Origin of the sequence: Rhodoferax ferrireducens (genome assembly GCF_031458075.1) — a bacterium.
In the GTDB taxonomy this organism is placed as follows: Bacteria; Pseudomonadota; Gammaproteobacteria; order Burkholderiales; family Burkholderiaceae_C; genus Rhodoferax_B; species Rhodoferax_B ferrireducens_A.
This window is the reverse complement of the sequence record NZ_JAVDXT010000001.1, coordinates 721,392-744,624: the sequence shown is the minus strand read 5'-3', so window position 1 is coordinate 744,624 and position 23,233 is coordinate 721,392. Positions and strand designations below refer to the sequence as shown.

General features: G+C 62.9%; 21 protein-coding genes and 2 tRNA genes. 8 read left to right on the top strand and 15 right to left on the bottom strand.

The features are described from left to right. Positions 1 to 83: 83 nt before the first annotated feature. From J2X19_RS03560 to J2X19_RS03550, 3 genes are all read right to left on the bottom strand, one after another. Entirely contained in the window at positions 84 to 1,715 is a 1,632-nt protein-coding gene (locus J2X19_RS03560) for an OFA family MFS transporter (RefSeq protein WP_310370696.1), read from the bottom strand. Between the two features lie 146 nt (positions 1,716 to 1,861). Further along, a complete protein-coding gene (gene apbC, locus J2X19_RS03555; RefSeq protein WP_310370694.1) occupies positions 1,862 to 2,953 on the bottom strand; it encodes an iron-sulfur cluster carrier protein ApbC in 1,092 nt (363 codons plus the stop codon). Positions 2,954 to 3,022: 69 nt separating this feature from the next. Further along, positions 3,023 to 3,712 carry a Bax inhibitor-1/YccA family protein gene (locus tag J2X19_RS03550; RefSeq protein ID WP_310370692.1) on the bottom strand — a complete coding sequence of 230 codons (690 nt, stop codon included), beginning with the start codon at positions 3,710 to 3,712 and terminating at the stop codon, positions 3,023 to 3,025. A gap of 96 nt (positions 3,713 to 3,808) precedes the next feature. Here J2X19_RS03550 and J2X19_RS03545 point away from each other — a divergent pair, with 96 nt between their 5' ends. After that, entirely contained in the window at positions 3,809 to 4,693 is an 885-nt protein-coding gene (locus J2X19_RS03545) for a LysR family transcriptional regulator (RefSeq protein WP_310370690.1), read from the top strand. Here J2X19_RS03545 and J2X19_RS03540 read toward each other — a convergent pair whose 3' ends face one another. Then, positions 4,694 to 4,993 carry a DUF2917 domain-containing protein gene (locus tag J2X19_RS03540; protein WP_310370688.1) on the bottom strand — a complete coding sequence of 100 codons (300 nt, stop codon included), beginning with the start codon at positions 4,991 to 4,993 and terminating at the stop codon, positions 4,694 to 4,696. Between the two features lie 124 nt (positions 4,994 to 5,117). Between J2X19_RS03540 and J2X19_RS03535 the strand changes: the two genes are divergently transcribed. The 5 genes from J2X19_RS03535 to J2X19_RS03515 are packed head-to-tail and all read left to right on the top strand — an operon-like array spanning position 5,118 to position 12,533. Then, positions 5,118 to 6,584, top strand: a complete 1,467-nt coding sequence (locus J2X19_RS03535) for an aminotransferase-like domain-containing protein (RefSeq protein ID WP_405048618.1) — start codon at positions 5,118 to 5,120, stop codon at positions 6,582 to 6,584. Between the two features lie 54 nt (positions 6,585 to 6,638). Next, positions 6,639 to 7,871: a patatin-like phospholipase family protein gene (locus tag J2X19_RS03530; protein WP_310370684.1), complete on the top strand. Its 1,233-nt coding sequence runs from the start codon at positions 6,639 to 6,641 to the stop codon at positions 7,869 to 7,871. 31 nt (positions 7,872 to 7,902) lie between these two features. Continuing rightward, complete coding sequence (gene metG, locus J2X19_RS03525) at positions 7,903 to 9,981, top strand: methionine--tRNA ligase (protein WP_310370682.1); 2,079 nt, start codon at positions 7,903 to 7,905, stop codon at positions 9,979 to 9,981. Positions 9,982 to 9,993: 12 nt separating this feature from the next. Beyond that, positions 9,994 to 11,643, top strand: a complete 1,650-nt coding sequence (locus J2X19_RS03520; protein ID WP_116604773.1) for a SulP family inorganic anion transporter — start codon at positions 9,994 to 9,996, stop codon at positions 11,641 to 11,643. Continuing rightward, positions 11,643 to 12,533, top strand: coding sequence for a LysR substrate-binding domain-containing protein (locus tag J2X19_RS03515; protein ID WP_310370680.1), 891 nt, complete (start codon positions 11,643 to 11,645; stop codon positions 12,531 to 12,533). Before J2X19_RS03520 ends, J2X19_RS03515 begins: the two co-directional genes overlap by 1 nt. Positions 12,534 to 12,536: 3 nt before the next feature. Here the strand turns inward: J2X19_RS03515 and bamE are convergent, their stop codons facing one another. The 3 genes from bamE to J2X19_RS03500 form a co-directional block, all read right to left on the bottom strand. Further along, the gene (bamE, locus tag J2X19_RS03510) at positions 12,537 to 13,037 is read right to left on the bottom strand and encodes an outer membrane protein assembly factor BamE domain-containing protein (protein ID WP_310370678.1); all 501 of its coding nucleotides are present in this window, start codon (positions 13,035 to 13,037) and stop codon (positions 12,537 to 12,539) included. A 27-nt stretch (positions 13,038 to 13,064) separates the two neighbouring features. After that, positions 13,065 to 14,411 carry a DUF3422 family protein gene (locus J2X19_RS03505; RefSeq protein ID WP_310370675.1) on the bottom strand — a complete coding sequence of 449 codons (1,347 nt, stop codon included), beginning with the start codon at positions 14,409 to 14,411 and terminating at the stop codon, positions 13,065 to 13,067. A 115-nt stretch (positions 14,412 to 14,526) separates the two neighbouring features. Beyond that, positions 14,527 to 14,931, bottom strand: coding sequence for a DUF3597 domain-containing protein (locus J2X19_RS03500; protein WP_310370673.1), 405 nt, complete (start codon positions 14,929 to 14,931; stop codon positions 14,527 to 14,529). A 150-nt stretch (positions 14,932 to 15,081) separates the two neighbouring features. Here J2X19_RS03500 and J2X19_RS03495 point away from each other — a divergent pair, with 150 nt between their 5' ends. Beyond that, positions 15,082 to 15,288: a DUF3460 family protein gene (locus J2X19_RS03495; RefSeq protein WP_092761934.1), complete on the top strand. Its 207-nt coding sequence runs from the start codon at positions 15,082 to 15,084 to the stop codon at positions 15,286 to 15,288. 67 nt (positions 15,289 to 15,355) lie between these two features. Continuing rightward, entirely contained in the window at positions 15,356 to 16,189 is an 834-nt protein-coding gene (locus J2X19_RS03490; protein ID WP_310370671.1) for a segregation and condensation protein A, read from the top strand. Here J2X19_RS03490 and J2X19_RS03485 read toward each other — a convergent pair. The 8 genes from J2X19_RS03485 to uvrC all read right to left on the bottom strand — a co-directional run bounded on the left by J2X19_RS03485 (position 16,186) and on the right by uvrC (position 23,220). Next, positions 16,186 to 17,046 (bottom strand): GNAT family N-acetyltransferase, encoded by an 861-nt coding sequence (locus J2X19_RS03485; RefSeq protein WP_310370669.1) that lies wholly within the window; start codon positions 17,044 to 17,046, stop codon positions 16,186 to 16,188. The two genes, J2X19_RS03490 and J2X19_RS03485, sit on opposite strands and share 4 nt — an antisense overlap. A 288-nt stretch (positions 17,047 to 17,334) precedes the next feature. After that, positions 17,335 to 17,556, bottom strand: coding sequence for a hypothetical protein (locus tag J2X19_RS03480; protein ID WP_310370667.1), 222 nt, complete (start codon positions 17,554 to 17,556; stop codon positions 17,335 to 17,337). 229 nt (positions 17,557 to 17,785) lie between these two features. Next, positions 17,786 to 17,861: transfer RNA gene (locus tag J2X19_RS03475), tRNA-His, on the bottom strand. Between the two features lie 42 nt (positions 17,862 to 17,903). Further along, positions 17,904 to 19,829 (bottom strand): peptidylprolyl isomerase, encoded by a 1,926-nt coding sequence (locus J2X19_RS03470; RefSeq protein ID WP_310370665.1) that lies wholly within the window; start codon positions 19,827 to 19,829, stop codon positions 17,904 to 17,906. A gap of 109 nt (positions 19,830 to 19,938) precedes the next feature. After that, positions 19,939 to 20,014, bottom strand: a tRNA-Val gene (locus J2X19_RS03465). A gap of 18 nt (positions 20,015 to 20,032) precedes the next feature. Beyond that, the gene (locus tag J2X19_RS03460) at positions 20,033 to 20,305 is read right to left on the bottom strand and encodes an HU family DNA-binding protein (protein ID WP_076201061.1); all 273 of its coding nucleotides are present in this window, start codon (positions 20,303 to 20,305) and stop codon (positions 20,033 to 20,035) included. 307 nt (positions 20,306 to 20,612) lie between these two features. Then, a complete protein-coding gene (gene pgsA / locus J2X19_RS03455; RefSeq protein WP_092761638.1) occupies positions 20,613 to 21,179 on the bottom strand; it encodes a CDP-diacylglycerol--glycerol-3-phosphate 3-phosphatidyltransferase in 567 nt (188 codons plus the stop codon). A 34-nt stretch (positions 21,180 to 21,213) separates the two neighbouring features. Further along, entirely contained in the window at positions 21,214 to 23,220 is a 2,007-nt protein-coding gene (gene uvrC / locus J2X19_RS03450) for an excinuclease ABC subunit UvrC (protein WP_310370661.1), read from the bottom strand. Positions 23,221 to 23,233 lie beyond the last annotated feature (13 nt).

Here is a 23,233-nt window from a genome sequence, read left to right as displayed (position 1 = left end):
CCCTGGTATCTTATATAGGTAAAAAGCCTACCAGACACTGGTTGCTACAACACAGTGGCTGGCAGGCTTGATACAGCGCGGGGTCAGTTAAAGAACTTGGCTACGCTGAGCAAAGTACGGTAGATCCCCCAGGCCAGAGGCAGGCCGACGGCCACCCAAGCCAAGCCAACCAACACCGGACTGACCGCATGGTCGTCCACCACACCGCTAGTGCCAACTTCGGAGGCGGCGGCTTTTTCATGGGCCAGGCGCTTTTCATGGGCCAGTTCGTCGGGGGTCATGAAATGCTTGTCGGCCAAGGGGCGCACCATCAAATTGCATAGCAGCCCGATCACCAGCATGCCCACCAGGATGTACATGGTCTGGTTGTAGACCTGCTCACGCGGAATGCCCAGGCTGAGCTGGTATTCGCGCATGTAGTTCACCACCACTGGGCCCAGAATGCCCGCGGTCGCCCAGGCGGTCAGCAGCCGGCCATGGATGGCGCCGACCATTTGCGTACCGAACAGGTCGGCCAGATAAGCCGGCACGGTAGCAAAGCCGCCGCCGTACATACTCAAAATGACGCAGAACGCACCGACGAACAGCACGATGGTGCCGGCTGCCGCGCTGCCCGGCACGCTGAAATACATGACGCCGCCGAGCACGAAGAACACCACATAGGTCAGCTTACGGCCCAGCTTGTCGGACAGACTGGCCCAGAAGAAGCGGCCACCGATGTTGAACAGGCTCAGCAGCGCGGTAAAGCCCGCAGCCACCGTGGCAATCGCAGCCAGTTGGGTCTTGTCGAGCTCACCAAACTTCTGACCAACCCCTATCAGCGAACCGCCGAAGACTTCTTGCAGCATGGGCGATGCCATGCCGATCACACCAATGCCGGCACTCACGTTCATGCACAGCACCATCCAGATCAGCCAGAACTGGGGAATGCCCCAGACCTTCTTCACATGCACATGGCGCTGCGTGATCATGGCGTTGTTGGCCTGAGCAGGGGGCGGGGTCCAACCCGCGGGCTTCCAGCCGGTTTCAGGCACGCGGTAGGTCAAGGCGCCGGCCATCATGAACACAAAATAGACCAGGGCCATAACCACAAAAGTCTGGGCTACGCCTACATCGGTCGGAGTGGCAAAGTACTTCATCAGATCAGCAGCCAGCGGCGAGCCGATCATGGCGCCGCCACCGAAGCCCATGATGGCCATACCGGTCGCCATGCCGCGGCGGTCCGGAAACCATTTGATCAGGGTCGACACCGGCGAGATATATCCCAGCCCCAGACCGATCCCGCCGATGATGCCCGAGCCGACGATCATCAGCCAGAACTGGTGCATGTAGACACCCAGCGCCGACAGCAACATGCCGCCGCACCAGCATACCGCCGACACCACGCCGGCCTTGCGCGGGCCAGCCCGTTCGAGCCAGCCGCCCCAAAGCGCAGCCGAGGAGCCCAGCAGCACAAAGAACAAGGTGTACATCCACCCCAGGGTGGATATCTTCCAATCACAGTTGGTGGTAAACAGCTCGGCCCAGAAACCAACATCGGGGCCGCATTTCACCGCCTCCTTGATGCCCAAGGCCTTGGAAAGCGGTAGCCAGAACACCGAAAACCCATAGGCCATGCCAATGCACAGATGGATTGCGAGTGCGGCCGGGGGAACCAGCCAACGGTTAAATCCAGGACCCGCAATAGTGCGTTCCTTGTCCAGAAATCCTGCCATTCATTGCTCCTACGCGTTGAAAAACCCAAAGTAAACAGTTGCAGTCTACACAATTGTTTACAGGCCTGCATTCTACGAAGGAGAACAGGAATTATTTAGCCACTTCCATTCAGTGTTACTTAGGTGCCTAGACCCGCCTTTAAACGTCAGGTGTTCTTGGAAATCGTGATCGACGGAAACTTGGCGGAGAAGTCTTTGTTCTTTGCCGCAATCGCCACCGCCACCTGGCGCGCCACCGTCTTGTAGATGGCCGCAATATCCCCTTCCGGCTCGGCGACCACGGTCGGCTGGCCACCGTCGGCCTGCACCCGGATCTGCATGTTCAAAGGCAGCGAACCCAGGTACGCCATACCGAACTCGGCGGCCATCTTCTTACCGCCGTCGGCGCCAAAGATGTGCTCGGCGTGGCCGCATTGGCTGCATACATGCACGGCCATGTTTTCCACGATGCCCAGGATGGGCACGCCGACCTTCTCGAACATTTTGATGCCCTTGCGCGCATCCAGCAAAGCAATGTCTTGCGGCGTGGTGACGATGACCGCGCCCGTCATGGGTACGCGCTGGCTCAGGGTGAGCTGGATGTCGCCGGTGCCGGGCGGCATGTCGACGACCAGATAGTCCAGATCCTTCCAGTTGGTCTGGCGCAGCAGTTGCTCCAGCGCCTGGGTGGCCATAGGGCCGCGCCAGACCATGGCCTGGTCCTGGTCGACCAGAAAGCCGATGGACATGACCTGCACGCCGTGGTTTTCCAGTGGCTCCATGGTCTTGCCGTCGGCACTTTCGGGTTTACCCTGGATACCCATCATCATGGGCAGACTGGGCCCGTAGATATCGGCGTCCAGCAGGCCAACGCGTGCGCCCTCGGCCGCCAGGGCCAGGGCGATGTTCACGGCCGTGGTGCTCTTGCCCACGCCGCCTTTGCCCGATGCCACGGCCACGATGTTCTTCACGCCGGGCAGCAGTTGCACGCCGCGCTGCACTGCGTGGGCCGCAACCTTGGTGCTGATGCCGACCTGCACGCTGGCCACGCCCGCCAGGCCTTGCAGCGCTGCGGTCAAGGCCGCCTGCAGAGCCGGCTCCTGGCTCTTGGCGGGGTAACCCAGCTCCACGGCAAACGCCACATCACCGTTGCGCACGCTCAGGTTGCGGATGGCTTTGGTGGATACAAAATCATGGCCGGTGTTGGGATCGATCACGCTTTTGAGAGCGTCCAGCACCTGCTGTTCGGAAAGGGACATGCATAACTCCTATGGGGCGCGTAGTCTATTCTCAAAGCTGCGCGCCCGCCCCCGTGGGGGCATGCGGAGTTAGTCGTCGCTGCCGATCCCGAACAGGCTCAGCAAGCTGCTGAACAAATTGAAGATCGACAGGTACAGACCTACGGTGGCCATCACGTAGTTGGTCTCGCCGCCATTCACGATGCGGCTGGTGTCCATCAGGATCAGGCCGGCCGACAACAGGGCGACCATGGCCGACACCGCCAGGCTCAGCGCGGGGATCTCCAAAAACACCGCCGCTAAACCGGCCAAGATGGCAATCACCATGCCGGCAAACAGAAAGCCGGACATGAAGCTGAAGTCGCGCTTGGACGTCACCGCCCAGGCCGACAGCGCCAGAAAGGTCGCGCCGGTGGCCGCCAAGGCCATGGTGACAACCTGGGCGCCGCCAGGCATGGCCAGCGAACGGGCCACGACCGGGCCTAGCGCATAGCCCATGAAGCCGGTAAAGGCGAACACGGCGGGCAAGGCCCAGCCGCTGTTCTTCAGCTTATGCACTGCGAACAGCAGGCCGAAGCTGCCGACCAGCATGACGATCAGGCCGGGCGCAGGCGCCTGGAACACGATGCCCAGGGTGGCGACGGCGGCGCTGAACAGCAGCGTCATGGCCAGCAACGCATAGGTATTGCGCAGCACGCGGTGGGCGGCGGTGGGCAGGGTCGACGGGGTTTGCACGCCAAGCGCGTTGTCCGACCGGACGGGGCGGGAAATATGTTCCATGGATAACTCCAAAGTGAAAGATGGGGCCACCTTACGCGCGTATTGGTTTCCAAAAAAGCAGATAATTAAGAAACAACACTTCGTAAAAATCTGCTTATGGACACCTCTTTCAGCTACCGGCACCTGCACTACTTCTGGGTGGTGGCCCGCGAAGGCGGCATGGCCCGCGCCGCCGACCGCCTGGGCATGGCGGTGCAAACCGTCAGCACCCAGGTGCGCGAGCTGGAGCGCTCACTGGGCGTCACCCTGCTCAAGCCCGTAGGCCGCGGCCTGGTGCTGACCGAGGCCGGGGTCGCCGCCATGCGCCAGGCCGACCTGATCTTCCAGCTGGGCGAAGAGCTGCCCGCCATGGTCCACGATGCCGTGAGCGCGCCCTCGGTACGGCTGGCGGTGGGCATTTCTGAGGGGCTGCCCAAGCTGGTGGTGCGCCGCCTGCTGCAGCCGGTGATGCAGGAGCCGCATCTGCGCCTGCTCTGCCACGAAGACGAGTTCGACGACCTGCTGGGCGACCTGGCGCTGCACCGACTGGACGTGGTACTGGCCGACCGCCCGGCTGCCGCCAACCCCAACCTCAAGGTCTATAGCCACGCGCTCGGCACCTCGCCCATGGCCTGGTATGCGCCACCGGGTTTGGCCGAGGCCGCGCTGCAAGACTTTCCGCGCTCGCTGGCCAAGGTGCCGGTGCTGCTACCCACCACCCATGCCGCAGTGCGGCCGCGGCTCGACCACTGGTTTGAACGCCTGGGCACCAAGCCCCATACGGTGGGCGAATTTGAAGACAGTGCCTTGCTGGTGACCTTCGGCTCCAGCGGCATGGGCGTATTTGCCGCCGCCGAATGGGTGCACGACGAGCTGACTACGCGCTTCGGCGTGCAGCGCATCGGCGCCTGCGAGGGGGTGGAAGAGCGCTTTTACGCGATTGGCACCGAGAAAAAGGTCCAGCACCCGCTGGTCCAACGGCTGCTGCCCGGCAAACCGTAATCAGGCGGCGCCGACGGCCCCAGCCATGCCCAGACCCGTCCGTGCCATCCGCATGCGCGGAGCCCGGCGCACCACAGCAGCTTGCGCAATCTGGAAATCCACCGACGGCTCGGCACTGAGCCGCACGCTGACCGCCTGCGGTGCGGTCCAGCTGCCATGGGCCTGCAGCCACACGTCTTCGCAACGACCATCCTGCGTCAACCACAAGCAACCGGTGCTGACGCGGAGCACCGCACCGGCAGGCAAACGCAGCGCCACCACGTCCGGTGTGCGCAGTTCGAAATGTTCAATTCTGACCATCGCCGTCTCCTGAAATCCCCCACCACGGCTTGCGGTGGAGCGGCATTCACTGTAATCTTGCCACCTGTACAGTACCAGTACAGTTGAGCAAATAGATGCAGCCACTGGCCTGCTGAAGCCACCAATACAGTCCATGCCTACCACCGCCATCCCGCCTACCGACCATAGTTCCATCCTGGGCGCACAGACCACCCTGGTCGACCAATTAGTGCAATGGGCCGAGCAGCGCATCCAGCAGCAGGTGTTCCGCCCCGGCATGCGCATGCCCTCGGTACGCGAACTGGCGCAAGAGCGCGGCGTGTCGCGCTTTACCGTAGTGGCCGCCTACGAGCGGTTGGTGGCGCGCGGGCACCTGCTGGCGCGGCGCGGCGCGGGCTTTTTTGTGCGCGAGGCCACACCTCCGGCCAGCACGCGTGCCAAGTCGGCCCCGGCACGCAGCAAACCGCAGCAGGCCATCAACATGGGCTGGATGGTGCGCAACATGACCAGCGGCATTCCGGCCCATCTGTCGCCGGGTTCGGGCTATCTGCCGCCCGACATGAGTGGCGGCGACCTGCTCAAAATGGGCTTGCGCGCACTGGCCAACCACAGCACCAGCCTGCAACTGGCGCAGGGGGCATCGGCACAAGGCTACGCCCCGCTGCGCACGCAAATCCAGCGTACGCTGGCCGAACGCGAGATCCAGGCCCATCCGGCGCAAATACTCACCACCACCGGCGCGGCCCAGGCCATCGACCTGATTTTTCGCATGGTGCTGCGCCCTGGCGATACCGTGCTGGTGGGTGAGCCGGGCTGGTGCAATCCGTTGCTGTGGCTGCAGGGGGTGGAGGTGGTTGGCGTGCCCTACACCCCGCAAGGGCTGGACGTGCAGGCGCTCACCGCGCTGGTCGAAAAGCACAAGCCCAAATTGATGTTCCTCAATCCCGTGCTGCACAACCCCACCGGCACCCTGCTGAGTGCCGCCACGGCCTACCAGATTCTGCGGCTGGCCGAAGCCCACGACATCCTGGTCATCGAAGACGACATCTATTCCGACTTTCTGCCCCAGGGCATGGCCGTGACCCGGCTGGCCAGCCTGGACCAGTTGCGCCGCGTGGTGTACGTGAACAGCTACTCCAAAATGCTCGCGCCCAACATCCGCGTGGGCTATCTGGCCGGCCCGGCCGAGCTGGTCGACACCTTGACCACGCACAAGCTGTTAACCGCCCTGACCACCCCCGAGATCAACGAACGCATCGTCTACAAGGCGCTGACCGAAGGCAGCTACCGCAAGCACTGCCAGCGGGTCCATGCGGCCTTGGACAGCCTGCGCGAGCCGGCCTACAAACGCATGCAAGACCTGGGGCTGCAGGCTTTTTGCCAGCCACAGGCCGGTTTTCTGGGCTGGTTCGACACCGGGGTCGACACCAACCACCTGGCCGCCCTGGGCCTGGACGCGGGTTACCTGCTGCGTCCGGGCGCACTGTTCTCGCTGCGGCAAGCGCCCAGCACATGGATGGGCATCAACATCGCCACCAGCCAAGACCCCGGCATGCTGGCCTGGCTGGCCCAAACCCTCGACCAGCTGCGCCGACGTAGCGAAAAACCCTGATAACTCCCACGTAAAACACGCCCCGCGGCCTGGACCGCCCTTTCATAATCAGCCATGCCCATCCCTCCAGCCGCCACCTCGATCGCCGCGCCCGCTGCCGGCCTACTGCTCACCGGAGGCGGTGCGCGCGCGGCCTACCAGGTGGGCGTGCTGGAAGCCATTGCCGACCTGCGGCTGGCCAGCGGCGCGGGCCAGCAGGGCAACCCCTTCCCCATCATCACCGGCACCTCGGCCGGCGCCTTGAACGCCGCGGCGCTGGCCTGCGGGGCCGACGACTTCGACACCGCGGTACGGCGCATCGTCAACGTCTGGGAGAACATGGAGGCCGGCCAGGTCTACCGCACCGACCCGATCGGCGTGATGCGCAGCGGCGCACGCTGGCTGACGCTGCTGTCGGTCGGCTGGATGCTGGCCAAATGGCGCAAGGTGCAACCCCGCTCGCTGCTGGACAACCGCCCGTTGCGCGAGCTGCTGGGCAGCATGGTGCCGCTGGAGCGCCTGCCCAGCCTGGTCCAGCAAGGCCATGTGCAGGCCCTGGCCGTCACCGCGTCCAGCTACAGTTCGGGCGAGCACATGACCTTCTTCGAGGGCAGCGCCACGCTGCAGCCCTGGACCCGCTCGCAGCGCCAAGGCCAGCGCAACCAGTTGACCTTGGACCACCTGCTGGCCTCCTCCGCCATTCCCTTCGTCTTCCCGGCTATGCCGCTACCCGTCAACGGCCACCAGGAATACTTTGGCGATGGCTCGATGCGGCAATCTGCGCCTGTGGCAGCAGCTATTCATTTAGGAGCAGAGAAGGTATTGGTGATCGGCGCCGGCCGCATGCACGAGCCCAAGGGCGAGGCGCCGACCCTGGCCAACGACAGCTACCCCTCGCTGGCCCAGATCGCCGGCCATGCGCTGTCGAACATCTTTCTGGACGCGCTGGCGGTGGACGTGGAGCGGGCCCGGCGCATCAACCAGACCCTGGGCCTGATCCCGGCAGAGCTGCGCCACAACAGCCCGCTGCGGCCCATCGAGCTGCTGCTGATCGCCCCGTCGCAGCGCATCGACGCGATTGCCGCGCGCCATGTGCACAACCTGCCGCCCACCATCCGCACCATGCTTGGCGGCATGGGCATGTCGTCGCGGGCCGACGACGCCAAGGGCGCGGCCCTGGCCAGCTACCTGCTGTTCGAGTCCGGCTTCACCCGCGAGCTGATGGCGCTGGGCTATGCCGACGCCCGGGCCCAGAGCGCCGAGGTGTGCCGATTCTTCGACTGGCCCGAGGCCTCCCTGCCCGTCTAAAATCGTGGGCTGTTCTGAAAGCCCGCTCTCCATGCCACGCCAACTCTTCGTCACTACCGCCCTGCCCTACGCCAACGGCAACTTCCACATCGGCCACATCATGGAATACATCCAGGCCGACATCTGGGTGCGGTTCCAGCGCATGCAGGGCAATGCGGTGAACTTCGTCGGTGCCGACGACACCCATGGCGCGCCCATCATGATCGCCGCCGAAAAGGCCGGCAAGACGCCACAGCAGTTCGTCGCCGACATCGCCGCCGGCCGCAAGCCCTATCTGGACGGCTTCCACATCGCCTTCGACAACTGGCACAGCACCGACGCGCCAGAAAACCACGCGATGGCGCAGCAGATCTACCGCGAGCTGAAGGCCAACGGCCTGATCTCCAGCAAGGTGATCGAGCAGTTCTTCGACCCCGAGAAGAACATGTTCCTGCCGGATCGCTTCATCAAGGGCGAATGCCCCAAGTGCCACGCTAAGGACCAGTATGGCGACAACTGCGAAGTCTGCGGCTCGGTCTACGCGCCCACCGATTTGATCAATCCGTACTCGGCCCTGTCCGGCGCCACACCCGAGCTGAAGAGCTCCGAACACCTGTTCTTCCAGCTGTCCGACCCGCGCTGCGTGGCGTTTCTGGAGCAGTGGACACAAGACGGCCGCCTCCAACCCGAGGTGGCCAACAAGGTGAAGGAATGGTTCACCGTGCGCACCAACCCCGACGGCAGCACCAGCGAAGGCCTGGGCGACTGGGACATCAGCCGCGACGCGCCCTACTTCGGCATCGAGATTCCGGATGCGCCGGGCAAGTACTTCTACGTCTGGCTGGACGCGCCGGTCGGCTACCTGGCCTCGCTGAAAAACCTGCTGGACAAGCGCGGCGAGAGCTACGACGCCTACATGGCGAACCCGGATCTGGAGCAGTACCACTTCATCGGCAAGGACATCGTCACCTTCCACACCCTGTTCTGGCCGGCGATGCTGAAGTTCAGCGGCCGCAAGACGCCGGACTCGGTGTTCGTGCATGGCTTCCTCACCGTCAACAACGGCGAGAAAATGAGCAAGAGCCGCGGCACCGGCCTGGACCCGCTGAAGTACCTGGGCCTGGGCATGAACCCCGAATGGCTGCGCTACTACATCGCCGCCAAGCTGTCGGCCCGCAACGAAGACATCGACTTCAACGCCGACGACTTCATGGCCCGGGTGAACAGCGATCTGATTGGCAAGTACGTCAATATCGCTTCGCGCGCCGCCGGCTTTCTGACCAAGCGCTTCGGCGGAAAGTTAGGCACTATTTCGGCCGATGGCGCAGATTTGATCAGCACCATTAGCTCTCAAAAAGAGAGCATTACGGCTTTCTTCGATGCCCGCGAATACGCCAAGGCGCTGCGCGAAACCATGCTGTTGACCGACCGCGTGAACTCCTATGTGGACGCCAACAAGCCCTGGGAACTGGCCAAGCAAGAAGGCATGGACGCCCGCCTGCAGGACGTCTGCAGCACCTGCATCGAAGCCTTCCGCCTGCTCACCATCTACCTGAAACCCGTGCTGCCGGCGTTGGCCGCACAGGTGGAAGCCTTCCTGAACGTGGCGCCACTCGGCTTTGCCGACACCGGCACGCAGCTGGGCGCAGGCCACGCGATTGGCGACTACAAGCATTTGATGCAGCGCGTGGACATCAAGCAACTCGATGCACTATTTGAGCCTCCAGCGCAGGCAGAACCTGCGGTAGCAGCTACAGAAACTGTAGTACCTGGCGGCGAGGAGATTGCACCGACCATCACCATCGACGACTTCGCCAAGGTCGATCTGCGCATCGCAAGAATAGTGAACTGCGAGCCGGTCGACGGCTCCACCAAGCTGCTGCGCCTGACCTTGGATGCGGGCGAAGGCCGCATGCGCAATGTGTTCAGCGGCATTGCCGCCCATTACACGCCGGACCAGTTGGTCGGCAAGCTCACCGTGCTGGTGGCCAACCTGGCGCCGCGCAAGATGAAGTTCGGCATCAGCGAAGGCATGGTGCTGGCCGCCAGCCACGCCGACGAGAAAGCCCAGCCCGGTGTCTACGTGCTGGAGCCCTTCCCCGGCGCCCAACCCGGTATGCGCATCGGCTAACAGCCTGCTGCCATGACCTCGCCCCTCGCCCGCTTCCACCCCCGTCTGCTCGACGCGCTGCGGGGTTACAACCGGGAGCGGCTGGCCAAGGACGTGGGCTCGGGGCTGACGGTCGGCATCGTGGCCTTGCCGCTGGCCATGGCGTTTGCGATTGCCAGCGGGCTCAAGCCCGAAGCCGGGCTGTGGACGGCCATCATTGCCGGCTTCATCATCTCGGCCCTGGGTGGCACCACGGCGCAGATCGGCGGGCCGGCCGGCGCCTTCATCGTCATCGTCTACGGCATCGTCGAACGCTATGGCGTGGCCAATCTGCTGATCGCCACCGCCTGCGCCGGCGTGCTGCTGTTCGCGCTGGGCCTGTTCAAGCTGGGGACGCTGGTGCGCTATGTGCCGGTCAGCATCGTCATCGGCTTCACCAACGGCATCGCGGTGCTGATTGCGCTGTCGCAGGTGAAGGACTGGCTGGGCCTGGAAATCATCCACATGCCGGGCGACTTTTTCTCGCAGATCAAAACCATTGCCGCGCACATCGACACGGTCAACGTCTACGCGCTGGCGCTGGGCTCGGTCTGCGTGCTGGGGCTGTACATCTGGCCGCGGGTGTTTGTCGAGGGCTCGCCCATCATCCGCCTGCTGGAAGGCCGCAGGGTGCAGACCTTTGCCCGCGTGCCCGGCCCCATCATGGCGCTGGTCACGTTGTCCATGCTGGCCTGGGCACTGGACATGCCGGTGGAAACGCTGGGCAGCCGGTTTGGCAGCATCCCCGACGGACTGCCGGCGTTCGCCCTGCCCGACTTCAGCTGGGAAACCGTGCGCCTGCTGGTCACGCCGACCCTGACCATCGCCCTGCTGGGCGCCATCGAATCGCTGCTCTGCGCCCGCGTGGCCGACCAGCTGGCCAGCGACCCGCACTACGTCAAGCACGACCCGAACCAGGAGCTGATGGCCCAAGGCATCGCCAATATGGTGGTGCCGTTCTTCGGCGGCATGCCGGCCACCGGCACGATTGCCCGCACGGTGACGAATATCCGCTCGGGCGCAACCTCGCCGGTGGCCGGCATCGTCCACGCTTTGGTGCTGGCCGCGGTGGTGCTGGTGGCCGCGCCGCTGGCCTTGTACATCCCGCTAGCCGTGCTGTCGGGCATTTTGCTGTTTGTGGCCTGGAACATGGGCGAATGGCACGAGTTCGTGCGCCTGCGCCAGTTCAGCGGCCACTACCGCATGCTGTTGCTGGGCACTTTCTTCCTGACCGTGGTGTTCGACCTCACGGTGGCGGTGGAAGTCGGCATGGTGCTGGCCTGCGTGCTGTTCATCCGGCGCATGAGCTCGCTGTTCCGCGTAGCGCCGGTAGCGTTGGGTGAAGACGCCATGGTCTACAAGCTCTACGGTGCACTGTTCTTTGGCGCGGTGGCCAAGATCGATCCCATCGTGCAGGCGGTAGAAAACCACCCCCGTGGCGTGCGCGTGGTGCTCGACGCCTCGCAACTGATCTCGCTGGATGCCAGCGGCCTGGACGCGCTGGAGCAGCTGCTCAAAGCCATCGTGCACCGCGGCGGCCTGCTGTACATCAACGATGTGAACGAGCAGCCACGCAAGCTAATGGAAAGCTCGGGTTTTGCCGCCCGGCTGCAGGGCTTCCAGGCCGCGGCGGCCACGCCCTGATGAAAACCACCTTGGACGAACTGCAGGCCTTTGCCTGCGTCATCGATGCCGGCTCGATCACCGCCGCCGCCGAGCAGCTGGAGCAGACGGTATCGGCGATCAGCCGCTCGCTGGGCCGGCTGGAGAAAAAGCTCGACGTAACCCTGCTGCGCCGCACTACCCGCCGGCTGGAGCTGACCGAGGAAGGCGCGGTGTTCCTGGCCCAGGCGCGCAAGATTCTGGACTCGGTGGAGCAGGCCGAGGAGCAGATGGCGCTGCGCCGCAAGCAGCCGGCCGGCCGGCTGCGGGTGAACGCCGCCTCGCCCTTCATACTGCATGTGCTGGTGCCGCTGGTGGCGGGCTTTCGCGTCACCTACCCGGACATCGAGCTGGAGCTGAACAGCAGCGACCAGATCATTGACCTGCTGGAGCACCGCACCGATGTGGCCATCCGCATCGGCCCGCTGGTCGACTCCAGCCTGCATGCGCGGCCACTGGGCAGCTGCCTGCTGCGGGTACTGGCCAGCCCGGCCTATCTGAAAGCCGCGGGCAGGCCGCGCAACGTGGTCGATCTGGCCCGGCACAGCCTGCTGGGCTTTACCCAGCCCGAATCCTTGAACGCCTGGCCGCTGCGCAACCCCTCGGGCGAGCGCTACACCATCACGCCCGCACTGCGTGCCTCCAGCGGTGAAAGCCTGCGCCAGCTGGCGCTAGCGGGCGCAGGCCTGGTCTGCCTGTCGGACTTCATGACCGGTGCCGACCGGGCGCGCGGCGATCTGGTGCAGGTGCTGCCCAGCGCCACTGTGGAGGTGCGCCAGCCCATCCACGCGGTGTACTACCGCAACACCGCACTGGTGTCGCGCATCGCCTGCTTTTTGGACTACGTGGCGGCGCACTTCGCGCCGCGCTAGGGATCAACGGCTGCGCTCGGCGCCCGGGTCGGTCACCGACTGGGTGCGCAGCACGCGGTAATCCGGGTCGAACACCACGGTGAAGACCATGGACTTGTTCGGCGGCTCCAGATAGCGCCAGTCGTACTCGACCTCGTTCTTCAGCTTGAAAGGCGTGGTCTTCATCGGCTTGCCCAGCAGCTTGCGCACGTCTTCCATCATCATGCCGGGCTGCACCTTGGCAAAGTTCAGCGGGGTCAGCACCTGGCGCAGCGCGCTCATCTTGCCGTCCGTGCCGATGGTGATCATGTAGTTCTGGTGGCCCTGGGGCTGGCGGCTGTATTCGAAGGTGCGGCCGCCCTCCGGCGCATCCCAGATCTTCTCGGGTTCGCCAAAGCGGGCGCGCACATCGGCCTCGGTGGAAACACCTTCTTCCAGCTCACTGATGCGCTGCGGATCGCAGCCAGCCAAGGCCAGCACCGCCGACAAACCACCCAACCACAGCATTCTTTTCAATAGGTACATAGGTATGAATATTCCAATCGAGGCCACTCAATGCTGCCGGCCAAACATCCGGTGGTGCAGGCGCCGCAGCGACCACCACACGCCGCCCGCCACCAACGGGATCGCCACCGCAGCCGTACTTTCGGGGCTCCAGGGCCAGCCAATCGCATGCGCACCTTTGGCCAGATAACTCACCAGGCCGACGATGTAGTAGGTGATCGCCGCCACCGATAAGCCTTCGACCGTGGCTTGCATCTGCAGCTGCAGGCCCTGGCGCGTGTTCATGGTGGTCAACAGCGCCTGGCTGCTCTGCTGCTGCTCGATCTCCACCCGCGTGCGCAGCAGATTGCTCATGCGCGACACCCGTTGCGACAGGGCGTCCTGCCGGCGCGTGGCCCACTCGCAAGTGCTGCGCGCAGGCGTCAGGCGGCGGTCCATGAATTCGCGGATGGTCTGCATGCCGGCCAGCCGCGACTCGTTGATGTCGGTGATGCGTTTGTCTACCAGTTCGAAATACGCCGCGCTCGCGGAGAACCGCGAATGGGTCGCCGCGTACTGGCTTTCCACCTGGCCCGCCAGCCGGGTCAGACGGTCCAGCAACTGGGGTTCATCGTCGCGGTTGGCACTGCGGATGGCTTCGGCCAGCGATGCCAGCTCGAGCTCGGCAAAGGCCAGCACATCGGCGGCATCCCGGGCTGCGGGCAAACCCAGCAGCGCGGCCATGCGGTAGGTTTCTATCTCCAGCAGACGCTGCACCAGACGGCCAAGACGGCGCGGCGACAAGCTTTCCACGTTCTCAGCCTCCGTTTTTGCCATGCCTCCGGCCAGCAAGACGATGCGCGAAAAGCCGTCGGCATGGATGGCGAAGTCGGTATACACCTCGCCATGCCCGCCCGCCACGCTGGAAGCAACCAAGGAATCCTCGAACAACACCTGCCGCACCAGGGCATCGCCACCCTGCACCGCGGCCGCTGGCAGAGCCCACAGATGCAGGCTCACCAGGCATTGGCCGGGCAAGGCGGCAAACCAGTCCTGCGGCACAGCCTGTGCGGCTGTCACAGGGTCGCGCTCGAACACCTGCGCACCGGCCAGCGCGGGCTCCAAAGTACGCATGAAGGTGTAGGTGACGAACTCGGTATGCATTTCCCAGCGCAGCCGGAATGGCCCCACGTCCATACGGATATGCGTGGAATGGGCATCGGGCTGGGCCAGGTGGTGGTCGCGCAGCAGCGCCGCCACATGGGCGCGGCTGGCCTCACGCCCTGCCGCGTCGCAGACCATCACCACATGGGAGATGGCCAGCGGCGCAGTCATGGCTTCGGGCGGCCGGGCGTGGATTTCGTTGTGCAGCGCCGTGCGCTGCGGGTGTTGCAAGGGGTGGGTGGGAGTTGCCATAGTTGGCCGAGATTGTGACGCAGGCACAACGCAATCCCACCCCATCGGCTTTATCACCCGTTCAAAATTGCCCCTGCTGACCCATGCGCATTAATCGGCCGGGAGCCTTGGTGAATCAATCCCGCAGTTCAGCAGGAACCTTGCCGCCATTTTCGGCCAGCTTGGTCATCACCTGCTTGTGCAGCCACAGGTTCATTTCAGCGGACCCGTCTTTCGCCCCTGCGTACCCCAGCTCGGTCGCCAGTTCCTTGCGGGCGTTCAGGCTGCTGTCCAGGCCGAGCAATTTCATCAAATCGACAATCGAGGTCTGCCAGTTCAACTTTTCGGTGTTCTTTTTCGCGAGGTCGTTCATCACAGCCTCGACATCCACGGACTGCGCCGCAACCGCCGTGGCGGTAGCCGCGTTTTGCGCCGCGGCGCCTGCTGCAGCGGCGTCTGCGCCGCTCGGCATCGCGGGCGAGTCGGTAGGTGCCTGCCCGTGGTGAAAAATCTTGTTGAGAATGCTGCTGAAAATACCCATGAGAACTCCTTGTTGGTGAATGCCATGTTCCGCCAGAAACGGGGGCATGGCTGTCAGACGTTGCCCCGATGTACCGATTATTTAAAAAACTTAGGTGTCTGCGGCCCCCCAATGTCCCCCGTAAAATCAGGCTAACAAAAGGTTATGTCTATGTCCATCTTTCGCCGCCCCGATTACACATCCGAAGCCACCCAGTTCATCGAGCAACTGAAGCAACAAAAGCCCAGCCTGGAAGCCGAACAGCTCGCCGGCCGCGCCCTGCTGTGGGACAAGAGCGTAGACCGCAGCGCCCAGGCTGAATTCCGCGAAGGCCGGGTCGCACAGAAGCCCTACGTCTACCAGACTGGCAACAAGTAAGTAATCAAATAGGCCTCTGGCGCACATCCTACCTGCGCCAGCAGCTACCATTTAAATAGCAAGAACAGTGGTTGAAGCGCTCGCCTCGCCCGAGGCCACAGAAGCCCTGGACCCGGTGGCCCGTGCCCGCCTATACGGCGAGCCCATGTTCGCCATGCCGCTGGACCTGTACATCCCGCCCGACGCGCTGGAAGTGTTTCTGGACGCTTTCGAAGGCCCGCTGGACCTGCTGCTGTACCTGATCCGCAAGCAGAACTTCAACATCCTCGACATCCCGATGGCGGCGCTGACGCGCCAGTACCTGGTCTACGTGGACGAAATCCGCAGCCGCAATCTGGAGCTGGCGGCCGACTACCTGCTGATGGCTGCGATGCTGATCGAGATCAAGTCGCGCATGCTGCTGCCTCCCAAGAAGGCAGCGGAGGGCGAGGAAGCCGAAGATCCACGCGCCGCCCTGGTGCGACGGTTGCTGGAATACGAACAGATCAAGCTGGCGGCGGCCCGGTTGAATGCCCTGCCACAGTTCGGCCGCGACTTCCTCAAGGCCCAGGTGTATATCGAACAGGCCTTGCAGCCGCGCCTGCCCGAGGTGCACCTGGCCGATCTGCAGGAAGCCTGGCGCGACATCCTGCGCCGCGCCAAGCTGATCCAGCACCACAAGATCAGCCGCGAAGAACTGTCGGTGCGCGAGCACATGAGTTTTCTGCTGAAGACCCTGCAAGGCCGCAAGTTCGTCGAGTTCGAAGAACTGTTCGACCCGGGCAAGGGCATGTCGGTGCTGGTGGTGACCTTCATCGCCCTGCTGGAGCTGGCCAAGGAAACCCTGGTGGAAATCGTCCAGGCCGAGGCCTTTGCACCGATCTACGTGCGGCTGGCCTACTCGCCTGTCGCGAAGGTCTAGCCGCCGAAGTGCTTGCGGTAGCGGGCCGGTAGATCGGCAATCCGCAACAGCATCGGCAGGTCGGCGGTATTGAAATCCGGGTCCCAGGCCGGCGCGCCCAACACCTTGGCACCCAGGCGCAAATAACCTTTGATCAACGCCGGCGGCTCGATTGCCAAGCTGCTGTCAAACTGCTCTATCGGCAGCGGCAGGCGCGGCTGCACGTGGTATTCAATCGGCGCCATGTGGGTCTGTTGCAGCTGCTGCCAGATGCTGGCCGCCGCATCGCCGCTGACCACGCCGTTGTGCAACATCGGAATGCTGGCGCAGCCGACCATGGTGTCGAGCTGGTTGCGCTGCATGAATTCGGCCAAAGCCCCCCACAGCGCCAGGATCACGCCACCGTGGCGGTGATCGGCGTGCACGCAGCTGCGGCCCAGCTCCACCATGCGGCTGCGCAGGTTGCGCAAGCGCACCAGGTCGAACTCGGTGTCGCTATAGGTGCTGCCGACCCGCTTGGCCTGCACCGGCGTGAGCACCCGGTAGGTGCCAATGACTTCGCGCGTTACGGCGTCGCGCACCAGCAGGTGCTCGCAGAAATCGTCGAACAAATCCACGTCATGCCCCGGCAGCCGGGTCGCCAAGCGGGCGCCCATCTCCACCGCGAACACCTGGTATCTCAGGCGCTGGGCTTCACGGACTTCATCCTGCTGCCGCGCCCAGGAGACCACGATACCGGCCGCAGGCCGCGCATCCTTGCCAATGCTCGGCGCTTCCACCCGTTCTTCGCGTCGATGAAGTGCCCCCCGAAGCATGGACGCCGGCGTGAACGGCGACAGTGGCGACAGCGCGAAAGTAGGGGTTGGCAGTTCTTTCATGGACTTCTCCTGTGTGTTGCAGGGAGTCTGAAAGCCGGGCATGACAGGCGTGTGTAGGCTGAATGGCATTTCCATGACATCTAGCCCGTGAGACCTGGCAACAAGAAGCCTGTTTCGCAGGAGTGGGCGGGGCAGTCTGGCTTACAAGCCCCACGCACTGCCCAGATGCAGCCAAGCAGGGAGGGCTTCGTGGCGTGGACTGGATACCTTCAATATCCAGGCAGGGTCAGGAGAAAACTCCGAGGGTGCGGCAATCAAGCCCGCACGGCGTGCGTATGGTGCGCAGTATCAGACTTGGGCATGCCGCTTTGTATTGCGGATCAGCGCGCACTCTCGCTCGCGGTCGGCCACCGTGGCCGCAGAAGATGCGGCCGGTTCGGTAGTTTGGTTGGCCACCACACAGCTGGCGGGAGCCGTATTGTCTTTAGCCAGATCGCCATCATCGTCGGCGTAATAGGCCACGACGCATGCAATCGTGATGACGGTGAGGCGCCATTTTGTACTTTTCATTCCGCAACCCCATCTGCTTGTTTCCGGTCACGTTCCTGTAACGAACCGTAAGCAAATTGTGGCTCCATTGGCTGGATTGCATACTATCGCTTGTGCTTACGTAGTACTACGCGGTTTCCACAATGGCGGACTCGGGTGGCACCCGATGAATACAACACCGGTGACGACATCCATGCCCCAAGAATGCAAAAAGCCTGCTATCTATCAGATAGCAGGCTTTTTATTTACTTGGGGTGGCTGAAGGGGCTCGAACCCTCGACAACAGGAATCACAATCCTGGACTCTACCAACTGAGCTACAGCCACCGTAGACTCAAATTATACCCTGAAATTGTGGGCCAGGTCTGATCAACCTGCATCAACACCAATTTTGGCAATCGGTTTCGCCACATTGATCTTCACCTTGAAGCGCTCCTTGAGCAGCTGGTAATAGGCACGGCTCTCTGCACCCGCCCAGCCCTGCGCGTACTGGTCGCGGCCCTGCTTCAACGCAGCCTCGACAGGCGCATCGCGTGGCACCAGCTTGTTGATCTTGATGACGGCGTAGCCTTGCTCACCCAGATCCGCCGCGGTCCATGCGGGCAGGCTGGACGCATCGGCGCGCAATGCAGCATCTACCACCTTCGCAGGTTGCTGCTGGGTGTTCTCGCGCGAAACCAGCACGGCGGCCGGCAAGGTGGCCGTGCTGGGGTTGGCCTTCCACGCGGCCAGTTTCTCCAGGCCTTCTTTCTTCGCCATTTCGGTCGCACGCGCGCCCACCAGCTGGATGCGCACCTGCTCTTTCACTTCCGCAAACGGCCGGGTGTGGGCGGCGGTGTACTGGGTGATGCGCCCGGACGCCAGCTGGTTGGCTGCGATTTCGATGGCTTCGGTATTGCGCTTCTTCTCGATGGAGTCGGAAGAAAAAATCGCATTCAGGAACTTGGCATTGGCCAGCACGCCCTTGGCGCCGGGCGCGGGTGTGCGGGACAGCGGTGCGGTTTGAACTTCCAGCTTCAGACGTTCAGCAACCGGCTTGAGGCTGTCTGCCTGTTCGTACACGCCATTGGTGAAGGACTCGGCCACTTCGGCAAACTTGCTCTGGGCTTGCTGGTTCTTCAGCTCGGTTTCCAGCTCTGGGCGCATTTCTTCAAAGCTGCGCTGCTTGGGGGCGCGGATATCGGTCAACTGGATGATGTGGAAACCGAAGTCCGACTCCACGATGTCGCTGATGTCACCTTTCTTTAAGGCAAACGCAGCATCTTCAAAAGGCTTGACCATGGCACCGCGGCCAAAGTAGTCGAGGTCACCACCATTGGCAGCAGAGCCGGTATCTTGCGAATTCTTCTTGGCGACTTCGGCAAAGCTGGCAGGGGTCTTCTTCACCTGGGCCAGCAATTCCTCGGCTTTCGCGCGGGCCTTCTTGCGTGCATCGGAGGACGCATCCTTGGCTGCGTTGATCAGGATGTGGCTGGCGCGGCGCTCTTCCTTGCCGGCCAGGCGGTCGGCATTTTCTTTGTAGTAGGTGCGCAGATCCTGCTCATTCGGCACGATGCTTTTCTTCACAGCATCCAGGTCCAGCACCACATATTCGATCGTGGCTTGCTCAGGCGCTTGGAACAATGCAGCGTGGTCTTTGTACCAGGCTTCCAGATCGGCATCACTGGGGCTGACCTTGGCGGCGAAATCGGCCGACCGGAACAGGCTGACCTGTACTTCACGCTTTTCAAACAGGGCGTTCAGTGCCAGATCGGCTTCGGCAGCCGAACTGAAAGACGTGCCAATAACGCCGCTCACCACTTGGCGCTGCGACAGGTCGGAGCGCACCCGGGCTTCAAACATTTCCGGCGTCATGCCCTGAGCAGCCAATAGTTGGCGGTAGCGTTCGATGTCCAGAGACCCATCGGGCTTGCGCAGCGAGGCGATCGATGGATCTTCTTGCAGATTGCGCGCCAAACGGCTGTCACTGGTCACCAGACGGGACTTGTCGGCGGCGGCGGCCAGCACCCGTTCCTGCACCAGGTTTTCCAGCGTGGCGTAACGCGCCTCGGCGGAATCCAGCACCTTGGGATCGATGCCCGGCTGCGACGCCATCACGCGCTGCACCTGGGTGCGGTGGGCCGCGTCCCAGTCGGTTTGCTTGATGTCCTTACCCGCGACGGTCGCTACCGTATCGCCACCTTCGTTGAAACGCCGAAAACCCTCGCTGCCACCGACGACGATGAAGGCGGGAATGATCAGCAAGAACATCAAGCCCATCATGATCTTGCTGTGCTTGCGGACGAAATCAAACATGGAAGAACTCTTTTAAAACACGACCGATACAGACCCCGCCACCCGGGCACTGCGTCAAATCCACAAAAACAAAAAGGCGAACAATCTGTTCGCCTTTGCTGGGTGGGGTTGGTGGGTGCTGACGGGCTCGAACCGCCGACCTACGCCGTGTAAGGGCGCTGCTCTACCAACTGAGCTAAGCACCCCCACCTGAAACAGAAAACTCAGTTCAAGGCATCTTTCAATGCCTTGCCCGGACGAAACTTTGGAACCTTTGCCGCCTTGATTTTAATCGCAGCGCCGGTGCGGGGATTACGCCCGGCACGTGCAGCGCGTTTGCCCACTGCAAAGGTACCGAATCCTACCAGCGAAACGGTGCCGCCTTTTTTCAAGGTGGTTTTCACCGCCCCGATGGTGGACTCCAGAGCGCGCGTCGCAGCGGCCTTGGAAATATCAGCATGCTTTGCGATGTGTTCAATCAATTCGGTTTTGTTCACAAGGAGCCCCTCGCTCAAATTTATTCAGACAAGCAATGTTCGAAAATTTTTCCCTGCCTTGTCGCTCTGCAGCGCGCAAAAAACAAGCCTTGGAAAAACATAACTGTGTAGCAACCGCTACGCGACCGATTAAAACCAGGGTCTTCCAAGGTGTCAATCGGAGCAAGCGCTTTCAAGCGGCGCGGAGGCGGATTCTAGACCGTTTTCGGCCAACTCCTGAAGCCTACCTCTACTTTTTAAATCTCCATAAAAACGGTGCAGCATCTGCACCGTTTTGGGGCCGGCTTGGCCCACCCATTTCAACCTACTATTTCGTCCGCGCCCGAATTTCGGGCAGGGCTTTTTGCAGATAGTAGACCATAGACCAGATCGTCAAAATCGCTGAAATCCAAATCAGCCACACGCCCCATTGGTGGGTATCGATGATGCCTAGCAGCTGGCCGTCATACAGCAGGAACGGAATCGCCACCATCTGCGACACGGTCTTCAGTTTGCCTATCATGTGCACCGCCACGCTCTTGGATGCGCCTATCTGCGCCATCCATTCGCGCAAGGCAGAGATCGCGATCTCGCGGCCGATGATGATCAAGGCCACAAACACATCGGCGCGGCCTAAATGCACCAGCACCAGCACGCAGGCGCAGACCAGGAACTTGTCCGCCACCGGGTCCAGAAAGGCCCCGAAGGACGAGGTCTGGTTCAGCCTGCGGGCCAGGAAACCATCCAGCCAGTCGGTGGCGGCAAACACCACGAACATGACGGTGGCCACCAGGTTGCGGTGGGGCTCGCTGATCGGCAGGTAGAACACCCCGATGATCAGCGGTATCGCGACAATGCGCGTCCAGGTCATGATGGTGGGTATGGTCCAAAACATAGCTGGATTGTGTCATGCCGTTACAGCACCGGGATCAGCGCAGGGCGCGGTAGATTTCTTCCGCCAACTCGCGTGAAATGCCGTCAACTTTGGCGATATCGTCCACACCGGCTGCGGCCACGCCACGGATACCCCCAAAACGCTGCAGCAGGCTGGCGCGTTTCTTCGGACCGATGCCGGCAATATCTTCCAGCTTGCTGCCACCCACGCGGACCTTGGCGCGCTGGGCACGCATGCCGGTAATCGCGAAACGGTGCGCCTCGTCGCGGATCTGCGCGACCAGCATCAGCGCCGCCGAATCGCGTGCCAGCGTGGCCTTGGTACGGCCATCGGCGAACACCAGTTCCTCGAGGCCCACCTTGCGGCCCTCGCCTTTTTCGACCCCCACGATCAGCCCCAGGTCCAGACCCAAAGCCTCGAACACCGACTTCGCCATCGACACCTGGCCCTTGCCGCCATCGACCAGTACCAGGTCCGGCATGCGGCCCGAAACGGTGGCCAACGGTTCGGCAGCAGGCTCGGCCTGCACGCCAAACTTGCTGTAGCGCCGCGTCAGCACCTGGCGCATGGCCGCGTAATCGTCGCCCGGCGTAATGCCTTCGATCTTGTAGCGCCGGTATTCCGAGTTCTGCATCTTGTGCTGCTGGAACACCACGCAGGACGCCTGGGTCGCCTCGCCCGCCGTATGTGAAATATCGAAACACTCGATACGCAAGGTATCCAGATCGTCGGGCGCCAGGTCCAGGGCATCGACCAGGGCCCGGGTTCGGGCCTGTTGCGAACCCTCTTCGGCCAGCAGCCGCGCCAGCTGCAGGCCGGCATTCTTCTGCGCCATCTCCAGCCAGACGCGGCGCTGCTCGCGCGGGTTGTGCACTGCCGTCACCTTGGTACCGCTTTGCGACGACAAGGCGTCGAGCAAGGCCTTGCCTACCGGTGCGCTGGTGATCAGTGCCGGCGGGATCGCCACGTCGATGTAATGCTGGGCGATGAAGGCCTCCAGCACCTGCACTTCCACCGCCTGGGCGACCTCCTCGCCTTCCACCTCGACCGCACTCATGAACACCGCGTCTTCCACATGCGTAGGGTAGTAGGCCCTGTCGCCAAGGTGACGACCGCCCCGCACCATGGCCAGATTCACGCAGGCCCGACCACCCTGCACCTTCACCGCCAGGATGTCCACATCCTTGTCGGACACGTTGTCCACCGACTGCTGGTGCAACACCGTCGACAGGGCGCTCATCTGGTTCCGCAGCTCGGCGGCCTGCTCGAATTCCAGCTTGTCGGCGTGGGCCATCATGCGGAGCTCCAGCGCCTTCAGCACCTGCTGGGTTTCGCCGTCCAGAAACTTCTCGGCGTTCAGCACGTCCTGCGCATAGTCTTGCGGCGAAACGAAATTCACGCACGGGCCGGAGCAGCGCTTGATCTGGTACAGCAGGCAGGGCCGGGTGCGGTTGTTGAACACCGTGTCCTCGCAGGTGCGCAAACGAAAGACTTTCTGCAGCAGCTGGATCGATTCCTTCACCGCCCAGGCGCTGGGGAAGGGGCCGAAGTAACGGTGCTTCTTCTCCACCGCGCCGCGGTAGTAGGCGACGCGCGGAAAGGTCACGGCGCTGGGTTCAGCCGCCACATTCGGCATGGCCGGCAAGGCGGTGATCTTCAGATAGGGGTAGCTTTTGTCGTCGCGGAACAGGATGTTGTACTTGGGGTGCAACGTCTTGATCAAATTGTTTTCCAGCAGCAGCGCCTCGGCCTCGGAACGCACCACTGTGGTCTGCATGCGCGCAATCTTGCCGACCATGTGGCCGATGCGGGTGCCGCCGTGGTCACGCTGGAAATAGGTGGTGACGCGCTTCTTCAGGTTCTTGGCCTTGCCCACGTACAGCACCGTGCCGTCGGCATCGAAATAGCGGTACACACCGGGCAAGGCGGGCAAGGCGGCGACTTCGCTCAGCAGTTGCTCGGAATGCACGGCTTCGACAACCGGCGCTGCGGCTGGAACGGCAGCCACCACCGGTGGCTCAACAGGATTAATCTCGGACATACGTGTATTGTGG